At 72.0% G+C, this 18,566-nt stretch carries 19 protein-coding genes; 8 read left to right on the plus strand and 11 right to left on the minus strand.

Annotated elements, in window-relative coordinates:
- Positions 1–24: 24 nt before the first annotated feature.
- Positions 25–978: an RNA polymerase sigma factor gene (locus ACFYQ5_RS13800; RefSeq protein WP_389197222.1), complete on the minus strand. Its 954-nt coding sequence runs from the start codon at positions 976–978 to the stop codon at positions 25–27.
- Positions 979–1,126: 148 nt separating this feature from the next.
- On the opposite strand from ACFYQ5_RS13800, the gene ACFYQ5_RS13805 reads away from it, so the two are divergent.
- The gene (locus ACFYQ5_RS13805) at positions 1,127–4,384 is read left to right on the plus strand and encodes a tetratricopeptide repeat protein (RefSeq protein ID WP_389197224.1); all 3,258 of its coding nucleotides are present in this window, start codon (positions 1,127–1,129) and stop codon (positions 4,382–4,384) included.
- A 44-nt stretch (positions 4,385–4,428) separates the two neighbouring features.
- On the opposite strand, the gene ACFYQ5_RS13810 is transcribed toward ACFYQ5_RS13805, so the two are convergent.
- Both ACFYQ5_RS13810 and mca read right to left on the minus strand, forming a co-directional pair.
- On the minus strand, positions 4,429–4,701 hold the full coding sequence (locus tag ACFYQ5_RS13810; RefSeq protein WP_389197226.1) for a hypothetical protein: 273 nt from the start codon (positions 4,699–4,701) through the stop codon (positions 4,429–4,431).
- Position 4,702: 1 nt separating this feature from the next.
- Entirely contained in the window at positions 4,703–5,584 is an 882-nt protein-coding gene (mca, locus tag ACFYQ5_RS13815) for a mycothiol conjugate amidase Mca (RefSeq protein WP_389197228.1), read from the minus strand.
- Between the two features lie 97 nt (positions 5,585–5,681).
- On the opposite strand from mca, the gene ACFYQ5_RS13820 reads away from it, so the two are divergent.
- The gene (locus tag ACFYQ5_RS13820) at positions 5,682–6,086 is read left to right on the plus strand and encodes a DUF4307 domain-containing protein (protein ID WP_389197229.1); all 405 of its coding nucleotides are present in this window, start codon (positions 5,682–5,684) and stop codon (positions 6,084–6,086) included.
- A 190-nt stretch (positions 6,087–6,276) separates the two neighbouring features.
- Positions 6,277–6,774, plus strand: a complete 498-nt coding sequence (gene greA / locus ACFYQ5_RS13825; RefSeq protein WP_205018541.1) for a transcription elongation factor GreA — start codon at positions 6,277–6,279, stop codon at positions 6,772–6,774.
- Positions 6,775–6,846: 72 nt separating this feature from the next.
- Here greA and ACFYQ5_RS13830 read toward each other — a convergent pair whose 3' ends face one another.
- Positions 6,847–7,725 carry an alpha/beta fold hydrolase gene (locus ACFYQ5_RS13830; RefSeq protein WP_389197231.1) on the minus strand — a complete coding sequence of 293 codons (879 nt, stop codon included), beginning with the start codon at positions 7,723–7,725 and terminating at the stop codon, positions 6,847–6,849.
- A 123-nt stretch (positions 7,726–7,848) separates the two neighbouring features.
- Between ACFYQ5_RS13830 and ACFYQ5_RS13835 the strand changes: the two genes are divergently transcribed.
- Positions 7,849–9,786 carry a BTAD domain-containing putative transcriptional regulator gene (locus tag ACFYQ5_RS13835; protein ID WP_389197233.1) on the plus strand — a complete coding sequence of 646 codons (1,938 nt, stop codon included), beginning with the start codon at positions 7,849–7,851 and terminating at the stop codon, positions 9,784–9,786.
- Positions 9,787–9,816: 30 nt separating this feature from the next.
- On the opposite strand, the gene ACFYQ5_RS13840 is transcribed toward ACFYQ5_RS13835, so the two are convergent.
- From ACFYQ5_RS13840 to ilvA, 6 genes are all read right to left on the minus strand, one after another.
- Positions 9,817–10,074, minus strand: coding sequence for a hypothetical protein (locus ACFYQ5_RS13840; RefSeq protein WP_389197235.1), 258 nt, complete (start codon positions 10,072–10,074; stop codon positions 9,817–9,819).
- Complete coding sequence (locus tag ACFYQ5_RS13845; RefSeq protein WP_389197236.1) at positions 10,071–10,307, minus strand: hypothetical protein; 237 nt, start codon at positions 10,305–10,307, stop codon at positions 10,071–10,073. Before ACFYQ5_RS13845 ends, ACFYQ5_RS13840 begins: the two co-directional genes overlap by 4 nt.
- A gap of 94 nt (positions 10,308–10,401) precedes the next feature.
- Complete coding sequence (locus tag ACFYQ5_RS13850; protein ID WP_389197238.1) at positions 10,402–11,643, minus strand: helix-turn-helix domain-containing protein; 1,242 nt, start codon at positions 11,641–11,643, stop codon at positions 10,402–10,404.
- A 112-nt stretch (positions 11,644–11,755) separates the two neighbouring features.
- A complete protein-coding gene (locus tag ACFYQ5_RS13855) occupies positions 11,756–12,613 on the minus strand; it encodes an ABC transporter permease (protein WP_389197240.1) in 858 nt (285 codons plus the stop codon).
- Positions 12,610–13,614, minus strand: a complete 1,005-nt coding sequence (locus ACFYQ5_RS13860; protein WP_389197241.1) for an ATP-binding cassette domain-containing protein — start codon at positions 13,612–13,614, stop codon at positions 12,610–12,612. Before ACFYQ5_RS13860 ends, ACFYQ5_RS13855 begins: the two co-directional genes overlap by 4 nt.
- A gap of 149 nt (positions 13,615–13,763) precedes the next feature.
- On the minus strand, positions 13,764–14,993 hold the full coding sequence (ilvA, locus tag ACFYQ5_RS13865) for a threonine ammonia-lyase (RefSeq protein WP_389197243.1): 1,230 nt from the start codon (positions 14,991–14,993) through the stop codon (positions 13,764–13,766).
- Between the two features lie 157 nt (positions 14,994–15,150).
- Here ilvA and ACFYQ5_RS13870 point away from each other — a divergent pair, with 157 nt between their 5' ends.
- Both ACFYQ5_RS13870 and ACFYQ5_RS13875 read left to right on the plus strand, forming a co-directional pair.
- The gene (locus ACFYQ5_RS13870; protein WP_389197245.1) at positions 15,151–15,681 is read left to right on the plus strand and encodes a MarR family winged helix-turn-helix transcriptional regulator; all 531 of its coding nucleotides are present in this window, start codon (positions 15,151–15,153) and stop codon (positions 15,679–15,681) included.
- A gap of 78 nt (positions 15,682–15,759) precedes the next feature.
- Positions 15,760–15,951, plus strand: coding sequence for a DUF1059 domain-containing protein (locus tag ACFYQ5_RS13875; protein ID WP_389197247.1), 192 nt, complete (start codon positions 15,760–15,762; stop codon positions 15,949–15,951).
- Positions 15,952–16,017: 66 nt separating this feature from the next.
- Here ACFYQ5_RS13875 and ACFYQ5_RS13880 read toward each other — a convergent pair whose 3' ends face one another.
- Entirely contained in the window at positions 16,018–17,163 is a 1,146-nt protein-coding gene (locus tag ACFYQ5_RS13880) for a cystathionine gamma-synthase (protein WP_389197249.1), read from the minus strand.
- Between the two features lie 79 nt (positions 17,164–17,242).
- Between ACFYQ5_RS13880 and ACFYQ5_RS13885 the strand changes: the two genes are divergently transcribed.
- The gene (locus ACFYQ5_RS13885) at positions 17,243–18,346 is read left to right on the plus strand and encodes a hypothetical protein (protein ID WP_389197250.1); all 1,104 of its coding nucleotides are present in this window, start codon (positions 17,243–17,245) and stop codon (positions 18,344–18,346) included.
- A gap of 42 nt (positions 18,347–18,388) precedes the next feature.
- Positions 18,389–18,547 carry a hypothetical protein gene (locus ACFYQ5_RS13890; protein WP_389197252.1) on the plus strand — a complete coding sequence of 53 codons (159 nt, stop codon included), beginning with the start codon at positions 18,389–18,391 and terminating at the stop codon, positions 18,545–18,547.
- Positions 18,548–18,566 lie beyond the last annotated feature (19 nt).

The following is an 18,566-nucleotide window of genomic DNA, read 5'->3' on the forward strand; positions in this document are numbered from 1 at the left end:
CGCCGGTGTCCGGCGCACCGTCCTTCACCTCGACCGTGCCCGCCACCCCACCCACGCCGCCCACGGCCTCCCCGGACGTCGGTTCGCCGCCGTCACGCCGGCCGCCGCCGCGCGGGCCTCCAGATAGGCCGGGCCCCCGAACAACAGCACCGGCACGGGGAGCACCGTACGCGGTCGCTGGTTGAGATCGGTCAGCTCCCGGACCGCCCTGCGGCACCGGCCGCACCGCTCCAGATGCCGGTGCAGACCGGCGTCCGGGCGCGGACGGGACCGCCGTACCGCTGCCGCGAGCCGGCCGCTGCACCGACGGCACTCCTCGTCGGCGGTGCCCTGGCCCGCGTGGGCGGCGAGATAGGCCTCCTTGAGCCCTTCCCGGGCGCGGGCGGTCAGCGAGGCCACTCCGCCGGCCGTGAGGCCCAGCAGGACCCCCACCTCCGCCTCGGGTTCCTCCTCGACCACCGCGTGCCACAGGACGGCACGCCACCGCTCGGGCAGCGACCGGAAGGCCTCCGCCACGGTGCCGCCCTCCTCCTCGCGGAGCACCTGCTGCTCGCCGCTCGTCGGACCGGCCTGCTCGCGCCGCGCGGCGGCGTCCAGCCAGGCACCGAACCCGGGAGCGAGATCGACCCGGCGGGAGCGGTCGGCCCAGTCCGCGGCGGTGTGGCGCACGACGGCCAGCAGATGGGGCCGCCATCCGTCGACCGGCCCCTTGCCGTCACGCACCGCCCGCACCGTGCGGGCGAACGCCTCCGAGGCGAGGTCCTCGGCGGTGTGCGGGTCGCGGCAGCAGGTCCGGGCGTACAACAGCGCCGCGGGCGCGTGACGGCGGTGGAGCTCGGCGATCGCCCCGCCGTCGCCGTAGTCGCGTATCGCGGCCGTCAGCAGCGCGTCGGTCCGCTCGTCCCCGGCACCGGTCGACCGGTGCCGGCCCGGAGCTCCGTCCCCGCGCGTCCAGCCCTCGTTACCGCGATCGGTCATGGTCAGTGCTCCGCATCCGTGCGTCCTGTCGGCGGGCAGTCTCGCAGACTCCCTGTCGCCGGGACGCCGGACCAAGGACACTGGACGGTCCACACCGCGGATCCGGGCACCACCCGGTCCGGGCCGGGAACGAGGGGGACGCATGGGGATGCGGGACAGCCATCGGACGGAAGCCGAACGGCTGTTGGTACGTGCCGTGGAGGAAGAGGCACGGCGAACGGGAGGCCGGACGGACTCCGGCACACTGCTGGCGCGTGCGCGGGGCGCCCTCGACTCCATGGCGGCCGGCGCGGCCGACGAATACGCCGCCTACACGCAGGCGTTGGACGCCGCCGGGGCCGGTCAGCAGCCGCTGTCGGCGCGGTTCAGCAGAGCGACACTCGGAACACCTCTGCTGGTGACGGGAGTTGCCGCCGCCGCGGCCTTCGGCGCGGATCTGGCCCTCGGCACCGCGACCGGTCTCGCCCTGGGGGCGGGCGCGGTCGTCGCCGTCGCGGGGACGACCGCGACGGTGGCCAGGGTGACCGCTTCGCACTGGCCCGCCGCGCATCGCAGGGCGGGCGAACGGAACCAGCCCGGCGGCCCCGAACAACTGCGGCTGGAGTGGCTGACGGCGCTGGAGGTACGGGGCATCCGCCCGTTCCTCGACCAGCAGCGGATGCTGACGGCATCCGCCCGGCCGCCGAAGAAGGCGAGCACGTCCGTGGTGGCGCAGCTGCGCGGCGGTGACCGCAGCGCGGCCGCCCGCACCCGATCGGTCCTCGATCAGTCCTTCGGCCATCTGCCCGCCGTGGAGGGCCCGTTCGCGGGCCGTCGCGCCGAACTGGCGCAGATCGCCCAGTGGGTGCACGCCGCCCGCGCCGCGACCGAGACCAGGCCGACCGTCGTCGTCCTGCACGGCGCCCCGGGCTCCGGGCGCACCACACTCGCCGTCCGGGCCGCGCACGCGCTCAAGGACCAGTTCCGCGGGGCATGCGTGGTCGATCTGCGGGGCGATGTCTCCGGCGAGACCCCGCTGCCGACCCGGGACGCCCTGCTGCACCTCCTCAACCGGCTGGGCGCACCGCGCGACCAGCTGCTCTTCCGCGAGAGGTCCTCCGCCGAGCAGCATGTACGGCGCCTGAGCGAGGTCTACCACCAGCACCTCACGGGCACCCCCGTCACGATCGTCCTGGACGACGCCACCGACGCCGCCCAGATCCGCACCCTCCTGCCCGAGCGCTCCGACAGCCTGGTCCTCGTCACCTCCCGCGAGCCCCTCGAACTGCCCGCCGACCTCCCCGCGCGGGTGCACCACCTGCCCGTCGGCGGCCTGGACGCGGCGGGCGCCGAGGAGCTGCTGCGCGAGGCGGCGCAGGTGCCGCACGCTCTCGACTCCGCGCGAGCGGGAGAGGCCCCCCTGGAGGCCGGCCCGTACGACTACCCGTCGACCGACTCCGTCATCGAGCTGTGCGGCGGACTGCCGCTCGCCCTGCGCGTCGTCGGCTCCGCCCTCGGTGCCCGCACCCGGGCGGAACTCGCGGAGGCCCTCGGGGCGTACGGTCCGGTCGCACCCGTCGAGCGGGCCCTGTGGCTGCGCTACACCGACCAGTCCGAACCGGCCAGGCGGCTGCTGCGGCGGCTCGCCCTGGCCGGCCGCGCCAGCCTCGGGGCGGCCGCGGCGGCGTCGCTGCTGTCCTCCGACGAGCAGGAGGCCGACCGCCTGCTGGAGTCCCTGGCCCGGGCCGGGCTCCTCGTGCACGTGCGGGGCGCGCGCTACCGGCTGCACGACCTCGTACGGGACTTCGCGCTGGCCCGGCTGCTCGACGAGGAACCGGCGGCGGACCGTACGGCCGCGCAGGAACGCCTCATCCAGAACTACGCGGAGCTCGCCGACGCGGTGATCCGCATGGTGGACGGCAAGATGTCCACCCGCGCCGGGCAGTTCGGCTCGCACGGCTTCAGCTCGCTGGACGCCGCCCTGCGCTGGCTGGACGACGAGTCGAGCTTCATCACCTCGGCGCTGCGGCACGCGGAGGGCGTCGACCAGGGGGCGGTGCTCCATCTGCTGGGCGCCCTGTGCGACTACTGCCTGCTGCGCGGCGACCTCTACCGGCTCGGTGAGATCAGCGAGCTGACCCAGGCCGTCGACCAGGGGCTCCTGGAGCGGTCGGTCCAGTGGCGCACGGGCATCGCGGCCCGGCAGCTCGGCGAGCTCGACAAGGCCCGCACCACGCTGTCCTCGGTCGTCGGCCTCTACCGCGAGGCGCAGAACGACGCGGGCGCCGCCCTCGCGCTCTGCTCACTCGGCATCACCCTGCACCACCAGGGCAACCTGACCGAGGCCTCGGCCCGTCTGCGGGAGGCGATCGCCCTGCAGGCCTCGCCGGAGCAGGCCGAGGACCGGGCCTGGTCCCTGCACGCCCTGGCCGCCGTCGAACGCGACCGGGCCAATCTGTCCGAGGCCCTGACCCTGCTGGACACCGCGCTGGCCCTGCACCGCGAGGGCGAGTCCCTGCACGGCGAGGCCTGGTCCCACTTCCAGCTCGGCCAGGTCTGCCTGCGCCTCGGCGAGGTCGCCCGGGCCGAGGAGGAGCTGTCCACCGCACTGGAGCTGTACGGCCGCACCCGGGACGAGCGCGGGGAAGCCTGGGCCCTGACCCAGCTGGCCCGCGCCCGGCTGATGGACGGGGATCCCTCTCCTGCGGTGGAGGACCTGCGCGGCGCCCTCGCCCGGCACCGGGCCAACGAGGACGCCCGGGGCGAGGCCTGGACCCGGTACTACCTGGGGCAGGCGCTGGAGGAGGACGGCGACACCGACCAGGCCGTACGGGAACTGGAGCGGTCCCGCACGATGTTCTCCCGGATGCGGGACGTGTACGGCCTGGCCTGCGCCCGCCACCACTCGGGGCGCGTCACCCGCGACCAGCGGGCCGCGCAGACGGGCAACCTGCGCAACTCCGGTTTCGCCCGGCAGCTCCTGGTGGACGCCCGGGCCGACTTCCGGCGGATCGGGGTGGCCCACGGCGAGGCATGGACCTGCCTGGAGCTGGCCCTGATCGACGGCGGGAACAACCGCGCGGCGCAGGCGCTGGAGCTCTGCGGCGAGGCCGTCACCCTGTTCGCCTCGTACGGCGACGTCCGGGGCGGCGACTGGGCGGCGTTCCTGCGGTGCACGCTGCTGCCGTACGCCTCACCGGGCGGCAGCGAGGTGGGCACGGCGGTGGCCCAGCAGGAGATCGCGGACCTGCTGGAGGCCGCGCACCCGCTGCGGGACGCCAAGCTGGAGGACTGCGCGGAGGCGTTCCGGGTCGCCCTGAACCGTGGCGTGGACCTGGACGACGGCTGGCAGGCCTGGCGCCTCGGCCTGACGCCGTCCCGGCACGCCCGCGAGGTGATGGGGGTGCCGGTGGGCGTACGGCCCTGAGCGGGGCCGTGGCGGGGCGGGCCGGCTGCCCTGCCCCGCCGTCGTCAGCCCTTGCCCGAGGCGGTCGCCTTCGTCCCCGTACCGGAGGTGGCCGCCGCCGCCTTCCCGTCGGTGCCCGCGGGCTCCGCGGCCGGATCGGGGGCCTCCTCGAAGTCGACCTTGCCCATGTGGCGGTTCATCGACTTCATCAGGAACCACACCCCGACGGCGAGCGCCGCGAAGACGAGGAAGCCGAGAACGCCGGGGGTCACCTTGTTCTTGTCGAGCTCGTCGGCGGCGAGCGGAACGAGCTGCGTCAGTGCCTGGGTCGCGTACATATCAGGCATTGTCGCGGATGCCCGCGAAGAGGTCGCTCTCGGGGAGGGATGTGGCGACCAGCGACTTGGCGAGCTCGTACTCCTCGGTCGGCCAGACCTCCCGCTGGACGTCCATCGGCACGCGGAACCAGCCGCCGTCCGGATCGATCTGCGTGGCGTGCGCGATCAGCGCCTTGTCACGGATCTCGAAGAAGTCGTCGCACGGGATGTGCGTGGTCAGCGTGCGCTCGGCGCGCTCGAACTCCTTCCAGCGCTCCAGCCAGTCGCCGTACGGGGACTCCAGCCCACGGGCGAGGAGCGCCTCGTGCAGGGCGACCGTGCGCGGCTTGTTGAAGCCCTGGTTGTAGTAGAGCTTCTGCGGCTGCCAGGCCGGGCCGAACTCCGCCTCGGGGAACCTCTCGGTGTCCGCCGCGCCCTCGAACGCGATCATCGAGATCGTGTGGGTCTTGATGTGGTCGGGGTGCGGGTATCCGCCGTTCTCGTCGTACGTGGTGATCACCTGCGGCCGGAACGCGCGGATCTTCGCGACGAGGCGCCCCGCCGCCGTCCCGTCGTCCTCCAGCGCGAAGCAGCCCTCGGGCAGCGGAGGCAGCGGGTCACCCTCGGGCAGACCCGAGTCGACGAAGCCGAGCCACTCCTGCTTGACGCCCAGGATCTCCCGGGCCTCGTCCATCTCCTTCTTGCGCACCTCGTGGATGTTCGCCTCGATGTACGCGTCCCCCTGGAGCTTCGGATTGAGGATGGATCCCCGCTCGCCCCCCGTGCAGGTGACGACCAGGACGTCCACCCCCTCGGACACGTACTTGGCCATGGTGGCCGCGCCCTTGCTCGACTCGTCGTCGGGGTGGGCGTGAACGGCCATCAGTCGCAGCTGCTCGGTCAAGACTCGGTCCTCAGTGATTCGTCGCAGTGGTCGGCTTCTATAGTGACTGAACCGGGGGGTGGAAAATTCCGCGATCCCCGGTACGGGAGGAACGATCATGGCAGCGGTTCGCGAGGCCTTGCCCGAAGGGCGCTACGGCCGGTCGCAGGATCAGCGTGCGGACCGCAAGCTGAAGATCACCGGCTCCGTGCTGGGCGTGGCCTTCCTCGCCATGATCGGCTGGTTCGGTTACGACTACGTGGCCGGCCAGGACGTCAGCGCCGAGCTCATCAAGTCCAAGATCGTGTCGGACAGCCGCGCCGAGGCCCACCTCGAGGTCCGCAAGGACCGGGACGTCGCCGGGCACTGCACGCTCCGCGCCCTGAGCGAGGACGGCGGAGAGGTCGGGCGGGCGGACTTCCGCTTCGACGAGCGCTCCGACCGGATCGACGAGGTCGTCTCCCTGCGCACCACCGCCAGGGCGACGGCGGTGGAGCTCAAGGGGTGCACCGCGGGAAGCTGACCGCTCCGGAGGGCGCGCGCCCCCCTGATGCCCACGTTCCCGGGCTGACCTGCGCGGATACGCATGTGTTCTTTTACCTTCTCCCCCTTTTCGCGTGAAATTGTTAGGCTCGTTGTTTCGCCCACCCGTGGCAGCGCATGCTTGGGGTAGGGCGTTGCTTTGTATTCCCAGCACCGACGAGGAGCACCCTGTGACCCAGACCAGCGATAACGTCACCTGGCTCACGCCGGAGGCGTACAACCAGCTGAAGGCAGAGCTGGAGTACCTGTCTGGTCCCGCGCGCACGGAGATCTCCGTCAAGATCGCGGCGGCCCGCGAGGAGGGTGACCTCCGCGAGAACGGCGGGTACCACGCGGCCAAGGAGGAGCAGGGCAAGATGGAGCTCCGGGTCCGTCAGCTGACCCAGCTCCTGGAGCACGCGAAGGTCGGCGAAGCCCCCGCCGACGACGGCGTGGTCGAGCCCGGCATGGTCGTGACGATCGCCTTCGACGGCGACCCGGACGACACGGTCACCTTCCTGCTCGCCTCCCGCGAGTACGCGAGCACCGACATCGAGACCTACTCCCCGCAGTCCCCGCTCGGCACGGGCGTGAACGGCAAGCGGATGGGCGAGGACGCGGAGTACGAGCTGCCGAACGGCAAGAAGGCCACGGTGAAGATCGTCTCGGCGAAGCCCTACCAGGGCTGACCCTCCCCCACACCTCACGGAGCCCCGGCCGCCCGCGCGGCCGGGGCTCCGTCGTGCCCGGCGGTGGACGGCTCAGCGGGCCAGCAGGTCCTGGATCGCCGACGTGATCTCGTCGGGAGCCTCCTCGGCCATGAAGTGCCCCGCCCGGGTCAGCCGGTGGTCCAGGTCCGGCGCCCACGCCTTCCACACCCCGGCGGCGTCGTAGCCCAGTCGCGCGCCCCAGTCCTGCTGGACGACCGTCACGGGCATGGCAAGCTGCGAACCGGCGTCCAGATCCGCCTGGTCGTGCGTGACGTCGATGCCCGCCGAGGCCCGGTAGTCCGCGACGATCGACGTCACCGCCGCGGCGCTCGCCCGCAGGTACTCGGCACGCACCTCCTGCGGCATGGCGGCCGGGTCGGCGGCCCAGGCGTCGAGGAACGAGCCGAAGAACGCGTCCGCGCTGTGGGCGATCATCTCCTCCGGCAGACCCGGCGGCTGCGCCATGAGGAACAGGTGGTAGCCGACCGCCGCCGGGACGCCGTGCAGGACGTTCCACATGTCGAGCGTCGGCACGACGTCGAGGATGCCCAGGTGCGTGAGGGTCTCGGGGTGGTCAAGCCCGGCGCGGAAGGCGACCAGGGCGCCCCGGTCGTGGCCGACGAGGGCGAAACGCTCGTGGCCGAGCGCCGCCGCCAGGGCGACGACGTCGGCGGCCATGGTGCGCTTGGCGTAGACCTCGGGCCCGGTGGCGGCCGGCCTGTCGCTGGCGCCGTAGCCCCGCAGGTCGGGGCAGATCACCGTGTGCGCGCCGGCGAGCCGCTCGGCGACGTGCCGCCACATCAGGTGGGTCTGGGGGAAGCCGTGCAGCAGCACCACCGGGCTGCCGCTGCCGCCGACGGCGGCAGCCAGCTCCACACCGTCCGCACCGGGCAGCCGGAGGTGATCGAAACCGGGGAGGGTGAGCGTCATGAGGGGCCGTCCTTGCGGGTCGGGGGCGGGTCGGGGGGCTGACCCGGTCAGCCTGGGCGACGTCGATCAGCAGCCGATCAGTACGGTGCGGCTCGGCCGTCCCCCGGCACGGAGGATGGAGGCATGCGAATCGACGTACTCGGCGCCGTGCGGGCCTTCCACGACGACGGAGGCCCGGTCGGCCTGGGCGGGCCCCGGCATCGCGAGGTACTCGCCCGGCTCGTGGCCGCCGAGGGACGGATGGTCACCACCGACACCCTCGTCGACGACCTGTGGACCGATCCGCCGGGCCGCGCCGTGGGCGCTCTGCGCACGTTCGTCGCCGCGCTGCGCCGCGCCCTCGAACCCGACCGGCCGCCCCGCGATCCGCCACGTGTACTCGTCACCGAAGGCCCCGGCTACGCGCTGCGCCTGCCGCGCGAGGACGTGGACGTCCACCGGTTCCAGGACACCCTGGCCCGCGCCCGGCACCACCCCGACGCGGTGACCGGCCTCGGCACGGAACTCGCCTCCTGGCGCGGCCCCGCGTACGCCGATGTGACCGGCTCCGCATGGGCGCGGCGCGAGCGGACCCGGCTGGAGGAGCTGCGGCTTGAGGGGGTGGAACTGCGCGCCCGTATCCTCCTCGACTCCGGCGAAGGGGCCGGCCTCGTCGCCGAGCTGGGCGCCCACGTCACCGAGCACCCGTGGCGCGAGCCGGCCTGGGGACTGCTCGCCCGCGCGCTCCACCGCGCGGGCCGCCGAGCCGACGCGCTGGCCACCCTCCGCCGCGCCCGCGCGATGCTCGTCGACCAACTGGGGCTCGATCCCGGTGCCGGCCTCCGGCGCCTGGAGACGGACATCCTCAACGGACACGTGCCCGCCGAGGGAACACGTACCGCGTGGACCGGTCCTGGCGTCCGGCTCGGCCCGCGCACCACCGTGGACCTGGCCCGCACTCTCGCTCTGGCGGGCGGCGACGCCCTCGTCCACTCGCGGCGCGACCGCCTCGCCGCCGTCCGGGCGGCGGAACGCACCGGAGACCTCTCCCTGACCGCCCGGATCATCGGCGCCTACGACGTGCCCGCCCTCTGGAGCCGGGCCGACGACCCCGAGCAGTCCCGCGCCGTCGTCGCGACCGCCGAGCGCACGCTCACCGCGCTTGGCCCCGACGTTCCGGCCGACCTGATGGCCCGTCTCCTGGCCACGGTCGCCGTCGAGAGCCGCAGCGCCGATGTGTCCGGAACCGAGCTGGCCCGCGCCCGGCAGGCGGCACGGCAGGCCGAGGCGCTGGCACGGGACCTGGGCGATCCCGCCCTGCTGGCGTTCGCCCTCGACGGGGTGTTCCTTCAGTCCTTCGCCCGCCCCGGGCTCGCGACGGTACGGGACGGGATCGGCGCCGAGATCCTCGGTCTGGCCACCCGGCACGGGCTGCCGAACTTCGCCGTACTGGGCCGCCTCGTCCGCCTGCAGTCCGCCTCCGCACTCGGCGACCTCGACGCCGCAGCCGCACACGCGGAGGCGGCCGAGCAGCTCGCCGCCACCACCGAAGCGCCTCTCGTCCTCGTCCTCACCGGTTGGTTCCGGGCCCGGGTCGCGGCCGCCCGCAGCACCGAGCCCGGCGGGCCGACCGCCGCCACGGCCGCCGCGCACTACCGCACGGCCGAGGACGCCCTCCGGACGGCCGGAATGCCGGGGCTGCACCGAGGCCTCTTCCCCCTCGCCCTCCTGGGGCTGCGCCTGCTGCACGATCGGCCCGCGCCCACCGACCCACACCTCGACTGGGGCCCGTACCGCCCGTGGACGCGCCCTCTCGTCCTGCTGGCCCAGGACCGGGCCGAGGAGGCCCGCGCCGCCCTCGCCACCGTGCCCGGACCACCGCCCGACCACATGCAGGAGGCACTGTGGTCCCTGACCGCCCGCGCCGCCGCACGCCTCGGCGAACCCGCGATCGCCGCACGCGCCGCTGCCGCCCTGCGCGATGCCCGCACGGAACACGCGGGCGCCGCGAGCGGAATGCTGACCCTGGGCCCGGTGGCGCGCTACCTGGCGGAGGCGGAGGCCTGCGCGGGCGCGGGGTGAGCGGGGCCGACGGGCCTTCGGAGAACCCCGTCACGAGCGGGCCGTCGGCTCGGCGTTCATCCACGTACGCCAGGGGCGGGTGATGTTCTCGCGGTAGGTGTGGTGGGAGGGGTTCTGTCCCGAGTGCGTGAGCGCCCACTCCTGCGGCTTCCCCCAGTCCTCGAAGCGTTCCGACTCCTCGGAGCAGACGACGCACCGGAGTGTGTACGTCACCGGCTCGGCGTCCGGCTCCCGGTCCGGGGCGAGGGTCCATGAGATGTGCCGGACGACGGCACGGACGGGCGTCACACCCGGTTCCTGGACCAGAAGTTGGCGACCGCCACGCGAGCGCTGAGCGCCTCCACCGAGGTCAGCTCCACCAGGGAGACAGGGTCGACCTCCCAGCGCTTGTCACCGGAGATTGCGTGCAGGCGGAACGTCCCGTCGGGAGCGCGCCGCACGATGCCGATCTGTCCCGACTCCGTGTCCCGTATGACCGAGCCGATCTTGATGCGGGGATCTGCTTGATGGTTGCTCGCCATGACCACGAAGCTACGGGGAGTGATCGCGGTGAGCCACACACGCAACGATGCACTTCTGATGACTACTCGTCAGAAGTGCATCGCCAGTGTGTACTTAGGTGAATACGCCCAGGTGGGCGCCTACCTCACGCATCTCTGTCGTGAGGGTCCGGCGCTTCTTGGTGATCTCCTCGAAGGTGATCGCGGCGGACGACTGATGCCGGAACCACTGGGGCGCGATGTCGTCGAGGTGTGACAGCTCCTCCATCGCAGCCGTGGCGTCGCCGGTCCGCACAAAGGCGCGAGCGAGGTCGAGACGGTAGCGGTTGCCGTCGTTGGTGCTCGGTCCGCCGAGCTGCTTCCAGTGCTCCTCTTGAAGGGTGGGCTCCTGCCTGGACTTCCGGATCACTGACCGCGCGTCGCCCTCGATCATGTAGTCCTCGAGCTCCTTCATGGCAGCCGTGACGGGACCGAACATCGACCAGTGGCGCAGCAGGTTCTTGTGCGTCTTGCCCACTGCCTTCGCGGCGGTACCGGCCGCCTTACGCAAGGCCTTGGCTTCCTTCGGGCGGTTGTTCCGTGCTGCCGCAGCCGCCCCTTCCATCGCCAGGCCACCCCATGTGGAGTACTCGTCCGGGGTGGCGCCCATGATCTTCGGCTCGACGATGTCCATCGTCGCGACCGCGATGTCCTCGGCCTCGTCGAACCGCTCGGTCCGTACGAGCAGCCAGCACATCCCGCCGACCCCGGAGGCTGCCACGAGGTTGTTGCCGGCCGCTTTGGCGTCCTCGATGGCACCCCTGGCGGCCACGTGGGCGAGGTCGAACTGGCGGATCTGCGTCAGGTACCGCCCGACCAGGTTCAAGGCCCGCGAGCGTTCCACCAGGGCGTTCACGCGCTCGTCGCCAGAGTCGTAGTAGGCCACGGCATCGTTCGCCGCGTTGATGAGCGCAGGTAGATCCGCAGCGATGCTCTGGTAGGTGTCGCCGAAATACAGGACGGAGTTGTCGTACGTCATGCGGCTCAGGCGGCGCAGGTCCGGTTCGTCGCCTGCCGGGGCGGTAGCAGGGCCGAGGGTGAGCGCGGGCGTGAGCGCGATGCGCAGCTCACGCAGGTTCTGCCTGTTCGGGTCGTCGTGCTTGACCGGCTGCGGAGGGCCGGCCGCCATGAGGTCCGAGGTCTTCACTTCGAGGACGCGCGCGAGCGTATGGAGGGTCTCCATCCGGACGCCACCATGGCCCTGCTCGATCTTCCGGATCGGCCCGACCGACATGCCGCCGCGATGCGCGAGCTGCTCCTGACTCAGCCCCGCAGCGCGGCGGTATTTCCGTAGATTGTCTGCGAGTTCGTCGGACATGCGACACCACCTCTCTCAGTCAGAGTAAGCCTTCAGGAAACGCACAAGCCCCCTTCAGGACAAGCCTGTCGGGGGCTCGGCGGTCATGAGTCACCGTCAGCGGAGGCCGCCCTCACCCCGCCGCCTGGCGGTACTTGCGGACCGCCAGCGTGCGGAAGACGACGAGGATCAGCACCGACCAGATCACCGAGGCCAGGATCGGGTGCCGCATCGGCCAGGCGTCCGGGGTCACGAAGCCCGGCGGCAGGTTGCCGAACAGCTCACGGCAGGCCTGCACGGTGGCGCTGAACGGGTTCCACTCCGCGATGTGGCGCAGGAACGTCGGCATCTGGTTGGCGTCCACGAAGGCGTTCGAGATGAACGTCAGCGGGAAGAGCCAGATCAGCCCGCCGGACGTGGCCGCTTCGGGCGTGCGCACGACGAGTCCGATCAGGGCGCCGATCCAGGAGAAGGCGTACCCGAGCAGGAGGAGCAGCAGGAAGCCGAGCAGCACCTTTCCGATGTTCTCGTGGACCCGCCAGCCGACGAGGAGCGCGACGACCGCGAGTACGACGAGCGTGAGCGCGGTCTGTACGAGGTCGGCGAGCGTACGTCCGGTGAGGACGGCGCCCCGGGCCATGGGGAGCGACCTGAACCGGTCGATGAGCCCCTTGTGCATGTCGTCGGCGATGCCCGCGCCGGCGCCCGCGGTAGCGAAGGTGACGGTCTGCGCGAAGATGCCCGCCATGAGGAACTCGCGGTAGGCCTGCGGCGAGATGGAGCCGCCGACCTTGATGGAGCCGCCGAAGACGTAGGTGAACAGCACGACGAACATGATCGGCTGGACCAGACCGAAGATGACCATCTCCGGGATCCGGGCCATACGGATCAGGTTGCGCTTGGCGACGATCAGCGAGTCGGTGACGGACTGGGCGATACCGCTCCGCCGCCTGATCGGGACGAGCTGCGGGGTGTCCGTGGTGGCGGTCACTTTCCGTCCTCCTTCCGGCCCTCTGCGGCCTCGGTCGGTCCGTTGCCCTCGCCGTTCGCCCGCTCGGCCGCATGTCCGGTGAGCGAGATGAAGACGTCGTCGAGGGTGGGGCGGCGCAGGCCGATGTCGTCGATCTCCACGCCGTGGGTGTCGAGGTCGCGGATGACCTCGGCGAGCAGCTTGGCCCCGCCGGTGACCGGGACGGTCAGCTTGCGGGTGTGTCGGGCGACGGAGATCTCCCCCTTGCCGTACGTGGCGAGCACCGAGCGGGCGGGGTCGATCTGGTCGGGCTGGTGGACGACGACCTCGACGCGTTCGCCGCCGGTACGGGCCTTGAGCTGGTCGGAGGTGCCGCGGGCGATGACCTTGCCGTGGTCGATGACGCAGATGTCGTGGGCGAGGTGGTCGGCCTCCTCCAGGTACTGCGTGGTCAGCAGCAGCGTCGTACCGCCCGCGACGAGGTCCTGGATGACCTCCCACAGCTGCTGCCGGTTGCGCGGGTCGAGCCCCGTGGTGGGCTCGTCCATGAACATCACCGGCGGGGAGACGACGAGCGCGGCCGCCAGGTCGAGGCGGCGGCGCATGCCCCCGGAGTAGGTCTTCGCGGTGCGGTCGGCCGCGTCGGCGAGGTTGAACCTCTCCAGGAGCTCGCCCGCCCGCTTCTTCGCGTCACGTGAGCTCATCTGGTAGAGCTGCCCGACCATCTGGAGGTTCTCGCGGCCCGTGAGGTATTCGTCGACGGCCGCGAACTGGCCGGAGAGGCCGATCGAGCGGCGTACCTCGTCGGGATGCTTCAGCACGTCGATGCCCGCCACGACGGCCCGCCCGCTGTCGGGCCGCAGCAGGGTGGTCAGAACCCGTACGGCTGTCGTCTTGCCGGCGCCGTTGGGCCCCAGCAGACCGAGGACGGTGCCTTCGGGCACGTCGAGATCGACGCCGTCCAGTGCTCGTACGTCGCCGAAGGTCTTCACCAGACCTTCGGCGTAAATGGCGCCCGGCATACGGAACTCCCCCAGTTGCTTTCGCGTGGATTCCTGAGCGGATCGTAGGGTTCCCACCCCCCGGACGCCGGTAACGCCGGGCTGTTCGGCGCTGCAAGGTAACGCGATACATCGCGATCGGCAACAGGATTACCAGGGGATGCCGACGCTCAGAGGCGCACCAGGTAGCCCGCGTCCCGCAGGGCCGTGGCGACGTCCTCGCAGTGCTCCGGCCCCTTGGTCTCCAGGTGGAGTTCCACTTCGGCCTCGGTGAGTCCGAGCCGCGGATCGGTCCGTACGTGGCTGATGTCGAGCACGTTGGCGTCGGCGACGGTCAGCGTGGCGAGCAGCGCGGCCAGCGCTCCCGGCCGGTCGGTGAGCCGCAGCCGCAGGCTCAGGTAGCGGCCCGCCGCGACCATGCCGTGCGTCAGGATGCGCTGCATCAGCAGAGGGTCCACATTGCCGCCGGACAGCACGGCGACAACGGGCCCACGGAACGACTTCGGATCGCTCAGCAGCGCCGCGACCGGGCTCGCCCCGGCCGGCTCGACGACCATCTTGGCCCGCTCCAGGCACAGCAGCAGCGCGCTGGAGAGCTCGTCCTCGGAGACCGTACGGACCTCGTCCACCAGTTCCTGGACCAGCGAGAACGTGAGATCGCCGGGTCGGCCGACCTTGATCCCGTCGGCCATGGTCTGCACGGAGTCGAGCGCCACGGGGTGCCCCGCGGCCAACGAGGGCGGGAAGGCGGCCGCGCCCGCCGCCTGGACGCCGACGATCCTGACGTCGGGGCGCAGCGCTTTCACCGCCACCGCGATCCCCGCGGCGAGACCGCCCCCGCCGATGCCGACGACGATCGTGCGGACCTCCGGGCACTGTTCGAGGATCTCCAGCCCCACGGTGCCCTGGCCCGCGATGATGTCCGGGTGGTCGAAGGGGTGGATGAAGACGGCGCCGGTCTCCTCGGCGTACTCCTGGGCGGCGGCGAGCGTCTCGTCCACCACATGGCCGTGCAGCCGGACCTCGGCCCCGTACTCCCGGGTCGCGGCGACCTTCGGCAGGGGCGCGCCGACCGGCATGAAGACCGTGGAACGTACGCCGAGCAGCGAAGAGGCGAGTGCGACACCCTGCGCATGGTTTCCGGCACTCGCGGCCACCACTCCGGCCGCCCGTTCGACGGGGCTGAGGCCGGCGATCCGCACGTACGCGCCGCGCAGTTTGAACGACCCGGTGCGCTGGAGGTTCTCGCACTTGAAATGGACCGGCGCACCGACGAGGGAACCGAGATGCCGGCTGCCCTCCATCCCGGTGGTTCTGGCGACCCCGGACAGCATCTTCTGCGCTCCTCGGACGTCGTCGAGGATCAGCGGAGGAAAGGGGCCTGACGTACTGAGGGTCATGACAGCAAGTCTTGCAGCTCGGAGCGGTCGGGGCCGTCGCGTCTCATGGCGGCCCGCGGTGGTGTCCACAGGTTTGTTCAGCGCTGGTACACGGTGCCCCGTGGCCGCGTACTCTGGCCCCCACCCATCCGACACCGCACGAAGAGAGCCCCCGGCCATGCCCCCTCAGGACATGACGACTGCTGCGTCTCCTTCCGGGGGCGCGGCCCCCGGACATCCGGGAACGGACCACTTGCTCGACTCTCTCCAGCACCAGGTGGCCGTCTTCGCCCGCCGTGCCGAGCAGACCCGCCTCGGCGGGGTCGGTCAGGTCCGCAACTCGATGGACCGGGCGGCCTATCTGCTGCTCAACCGGCTCGACGTGGAAGGCCCCATGGGCGTCAAGGCGCTGGCCGCGGGCATGGGGATCGACTCCTCGACCGTGACCAGGCAGGTCGCGCCGCTCGTCGACACCGGCCTCGTCAAGCGCACCTCGCACCCGGAGGACGGGCGCGCCGTCGTCCTGCAGCTGTCACCGCGCGGCCAGGCCCGCCTGGAGGAGGTCCGCGCCTCCCGGCGTGAGCTGATGTCCCAGGTGACCGACGGGTGGACCGAGGAGGAGCGCGACACGTTCTGCGCCCTGCTGACGCGGTTCAACGGCTCGCTGGCCGCCCGGCAGGTGGCGAACCAGCCGGCGCAGGAGGACTGACCGGGCTTCCCGCCGGGTGGATCCGGTCGGCCGGACCTACCCTGGAAGGGCATGCACCCTCGAGTCGAGGAGGCTGTCATGGCACGGAAAATCGCCGACTGCCGTAAGTATCCGAGTGTCTCGAACTGCTCGCTCACCATTTCCGGTGAGGAGGAGGAAGTCGTCCGCGCCGCCACCGAGCACGCCGTCTCGGTGCATGAGCACACGGACAGTCCGGAACTGCGCGAGCAGGTCCGGGCCTCACTGGAGGACGAGAAGGCCGCCGTCTGACCCTTGGTACGCGCCGTCCGGCGGCCGGGATCGTCCCCGGCCGCCGGACGGTTCCGGTCCCGGCTGTCAGCCGAGCGCCTGCGTCAGGTCGGCCAGCAGGTCGTCGGCGTTCTCGATGCCGACGGACAGTCGGACGAGGTCGGCCGGTACCTCCAGCGGGGAGCCCGCCGCGGAGGCGTGCGTCATACGGCCCGGGTGCTCCAGGAGCGACTCGACGCCGCCGAGCGATTCCCCGAGTGTGAAGAGCTTCGCGCGGTTGCAGACCTCGACCGCCGCCTCCTCACCGCCGGCGACCCGGAACGACACCATCCCGCCGAACGCCTTCATCTGCTTGGCGGCGACCTCGTGGCCCGGGTGGTCCGGCAGCCCCGGGTAGAGGACCTTGGTCACCTTGGGGTGCCGGGTCAGCAGGTCGGCGACCTTCGTGGCGTTCTCGTCGTGGCGGTCCATGCGGACCGCGAGGGTCTTGATGCCACGCAGCACCAGCCACGCGTCGAACGGCCCGGCCACCGCGCCCATCGCGTTCTGGTGGTACGCCAGTTCCTCGGCCAGCTCCGGGTCGCTGACGACGAGTGCGCCGCCGACGACGTCCGAGTGGCCGCCCATGTACTTGGTGGTCGAGTGGACCACGACGTCGGCGCCGAGCGAGAGCGGCTGCTGCAGATAAGGGCTGGCGAAGGTGTTGTCGACGACGAGCCGCACGCCCGCCTGACGGGCCACTCCTGCGACGGCCGCGAGGTCGGTGATGCCGAGGAGCGGGTTCGACGGCGTCTCCACCCAGATCGCCTTGGTGCGCGGGGTGAGCGCGGCGCGCACCGCGCTCACGTCCGAGGTGTCGGCGACCGAGAACTCCACGCCCCAGCGCGAGGCGACCTTCGCGAACAGCCGGAACGTGCCGCCGTAGGCGTCGTTCGGGATGACCACGTGGTCCCCGGGCGTCAGCAGCGTACGCAGGAGGCAGTCCTCGGCGGCGAGGCCCGACGCGAAGGCGAGCCCGCGGCGGCCGCCCTCCAGTGCCGCCAGGTTCTCCTCCAGTGCGGTGCGGGTGGGGTTGGCGCTGCGGCTGTACTCGTAGCCGCCGCGTAGTCCGCCGACACCGTCCTGCTTGTAGGTGGACACCTGGTAGATCGGCGGGACCACGGCGCCGGTGAGGGGATCCGCCGTGTTGCCGGCGTGGATCGCAAGGGTCTCGAAGCTGTGCTGGTCGTTCATGGGGCCCGAGCGTAGTTCGTCGGAAGGGAAGTTACGGGCCACTCGCCGCCCGGTTGTCCGTCCGGGGACAATGGACCGCATGGAGATTCTGTGGTTCCTGCTCGCCCTGTGCATGCTCGTCGCCGTCGTCGGCCCGATCATGCTGCGGCGCCGTGGCGGTATCCGCCAGGTCGCGCCCGGTTCGCCCGACGCCGCCGACCCGGACACCTACGGCTTCGCGCGCCAGGAAGAGCTGGATGTCAGGATGCCCGGACCCGACCAGGACCTCCTCGACGTCCTCGATGTCGTCCAGGGCACCCAGAGCTGGCGGGCCGCGTCCCAGCTGCTCGCGGGTACGCCGAAGGAGAGCGAGCTCCGCTGGCAGCGGGTGCAGGCGTTCGCCGGTGCGGCGTCCCTGGAGCTGGCCCAGCGGCCCGGTGCCGGCGGGGCGTGGCTGAGGGAGTGGCGGGCCGAGGCCTCGAAGGACGCGGGCGCGGCGGCGGTGCACGCGGAGTTCCTGGTGCAGCAGGCGTGGCGCACCGGAACCGTGGGCACCGACGACTTCCGGATCATCCTGGAGGAGGCCCGTACGGTCTGCGGCGAGGCGGCCCTGCTGGCTCCGGGCGACCCCGTCCCGTACATCGTGGAGCTGGCCGTCGCCCGTGGACTGGGTTACTCCCACGAGGAGTTCGACCAGCTCTGGGCGAAGATCATCGACCGTGCCCCCGCGCACATGGGCGCGCACATCGCGGCCCTGCACTTCTGGTGCGAGAAGTGGCACGGCTCCCGCGAGGAGGCCGAACGCTTCGCGACGACGGCCGCCGCCCGCGCCCCGCAGGGCTCGCTGCTCGCCGCACTGCCGTTGTTCGCGGTGTACGAGCATCTGCCCGAGGTCAATCTGGTGCAGGGCTTCTACCAGGGCGTCGTCGTGACGAAGGCGGTCGAGGGCGCGATGTTCGCGGTGCACGCGGCACGCGCGGACGACCCGATGCTCGCCCACGTCCGGCACCTGCTGATCCTCTTCCTCGTCCGTACGGAGCGCTGGTCGGAGGCGATGCGGCAGCTCGTCCACATCGACGGCCACGTGGGCGCGCTGCCCTGGACCCAGAACCCGGACCCGGCCGCCGAGTACACGGTGTACCGGGCGCTGGCCGTCGCGGGATACGAGGCGAACGGCGGCAGCCCCGCGACGCTGCTCCACTGACCCGGCACGCCCGCCCCCTTCCGGATTGGACCGGCACACCCCATGGCACGACTGATCCCGCTGATCCTGATAGCCCTCGCCGTCTGGTTCTGGCTGCGGGCGCGCAGGAAGACCGCCGCGTACATGGCCTCCTACGAGCACCCGGCCTGCGGGGACCGTGACGGGGACGAGCGTCGCGATCCCCCGGCGCCCGCAGCCTGAGACCCCGGAATCCACGGCG

Source organism: Streptomyces sp. NPDC005794 (assembly GCF_042871445.1).
GTDB lineage: Bacteria > Actinomycetota > Actinomycetes > Streptomycetales > Streptomycetaceae > Streptomyces.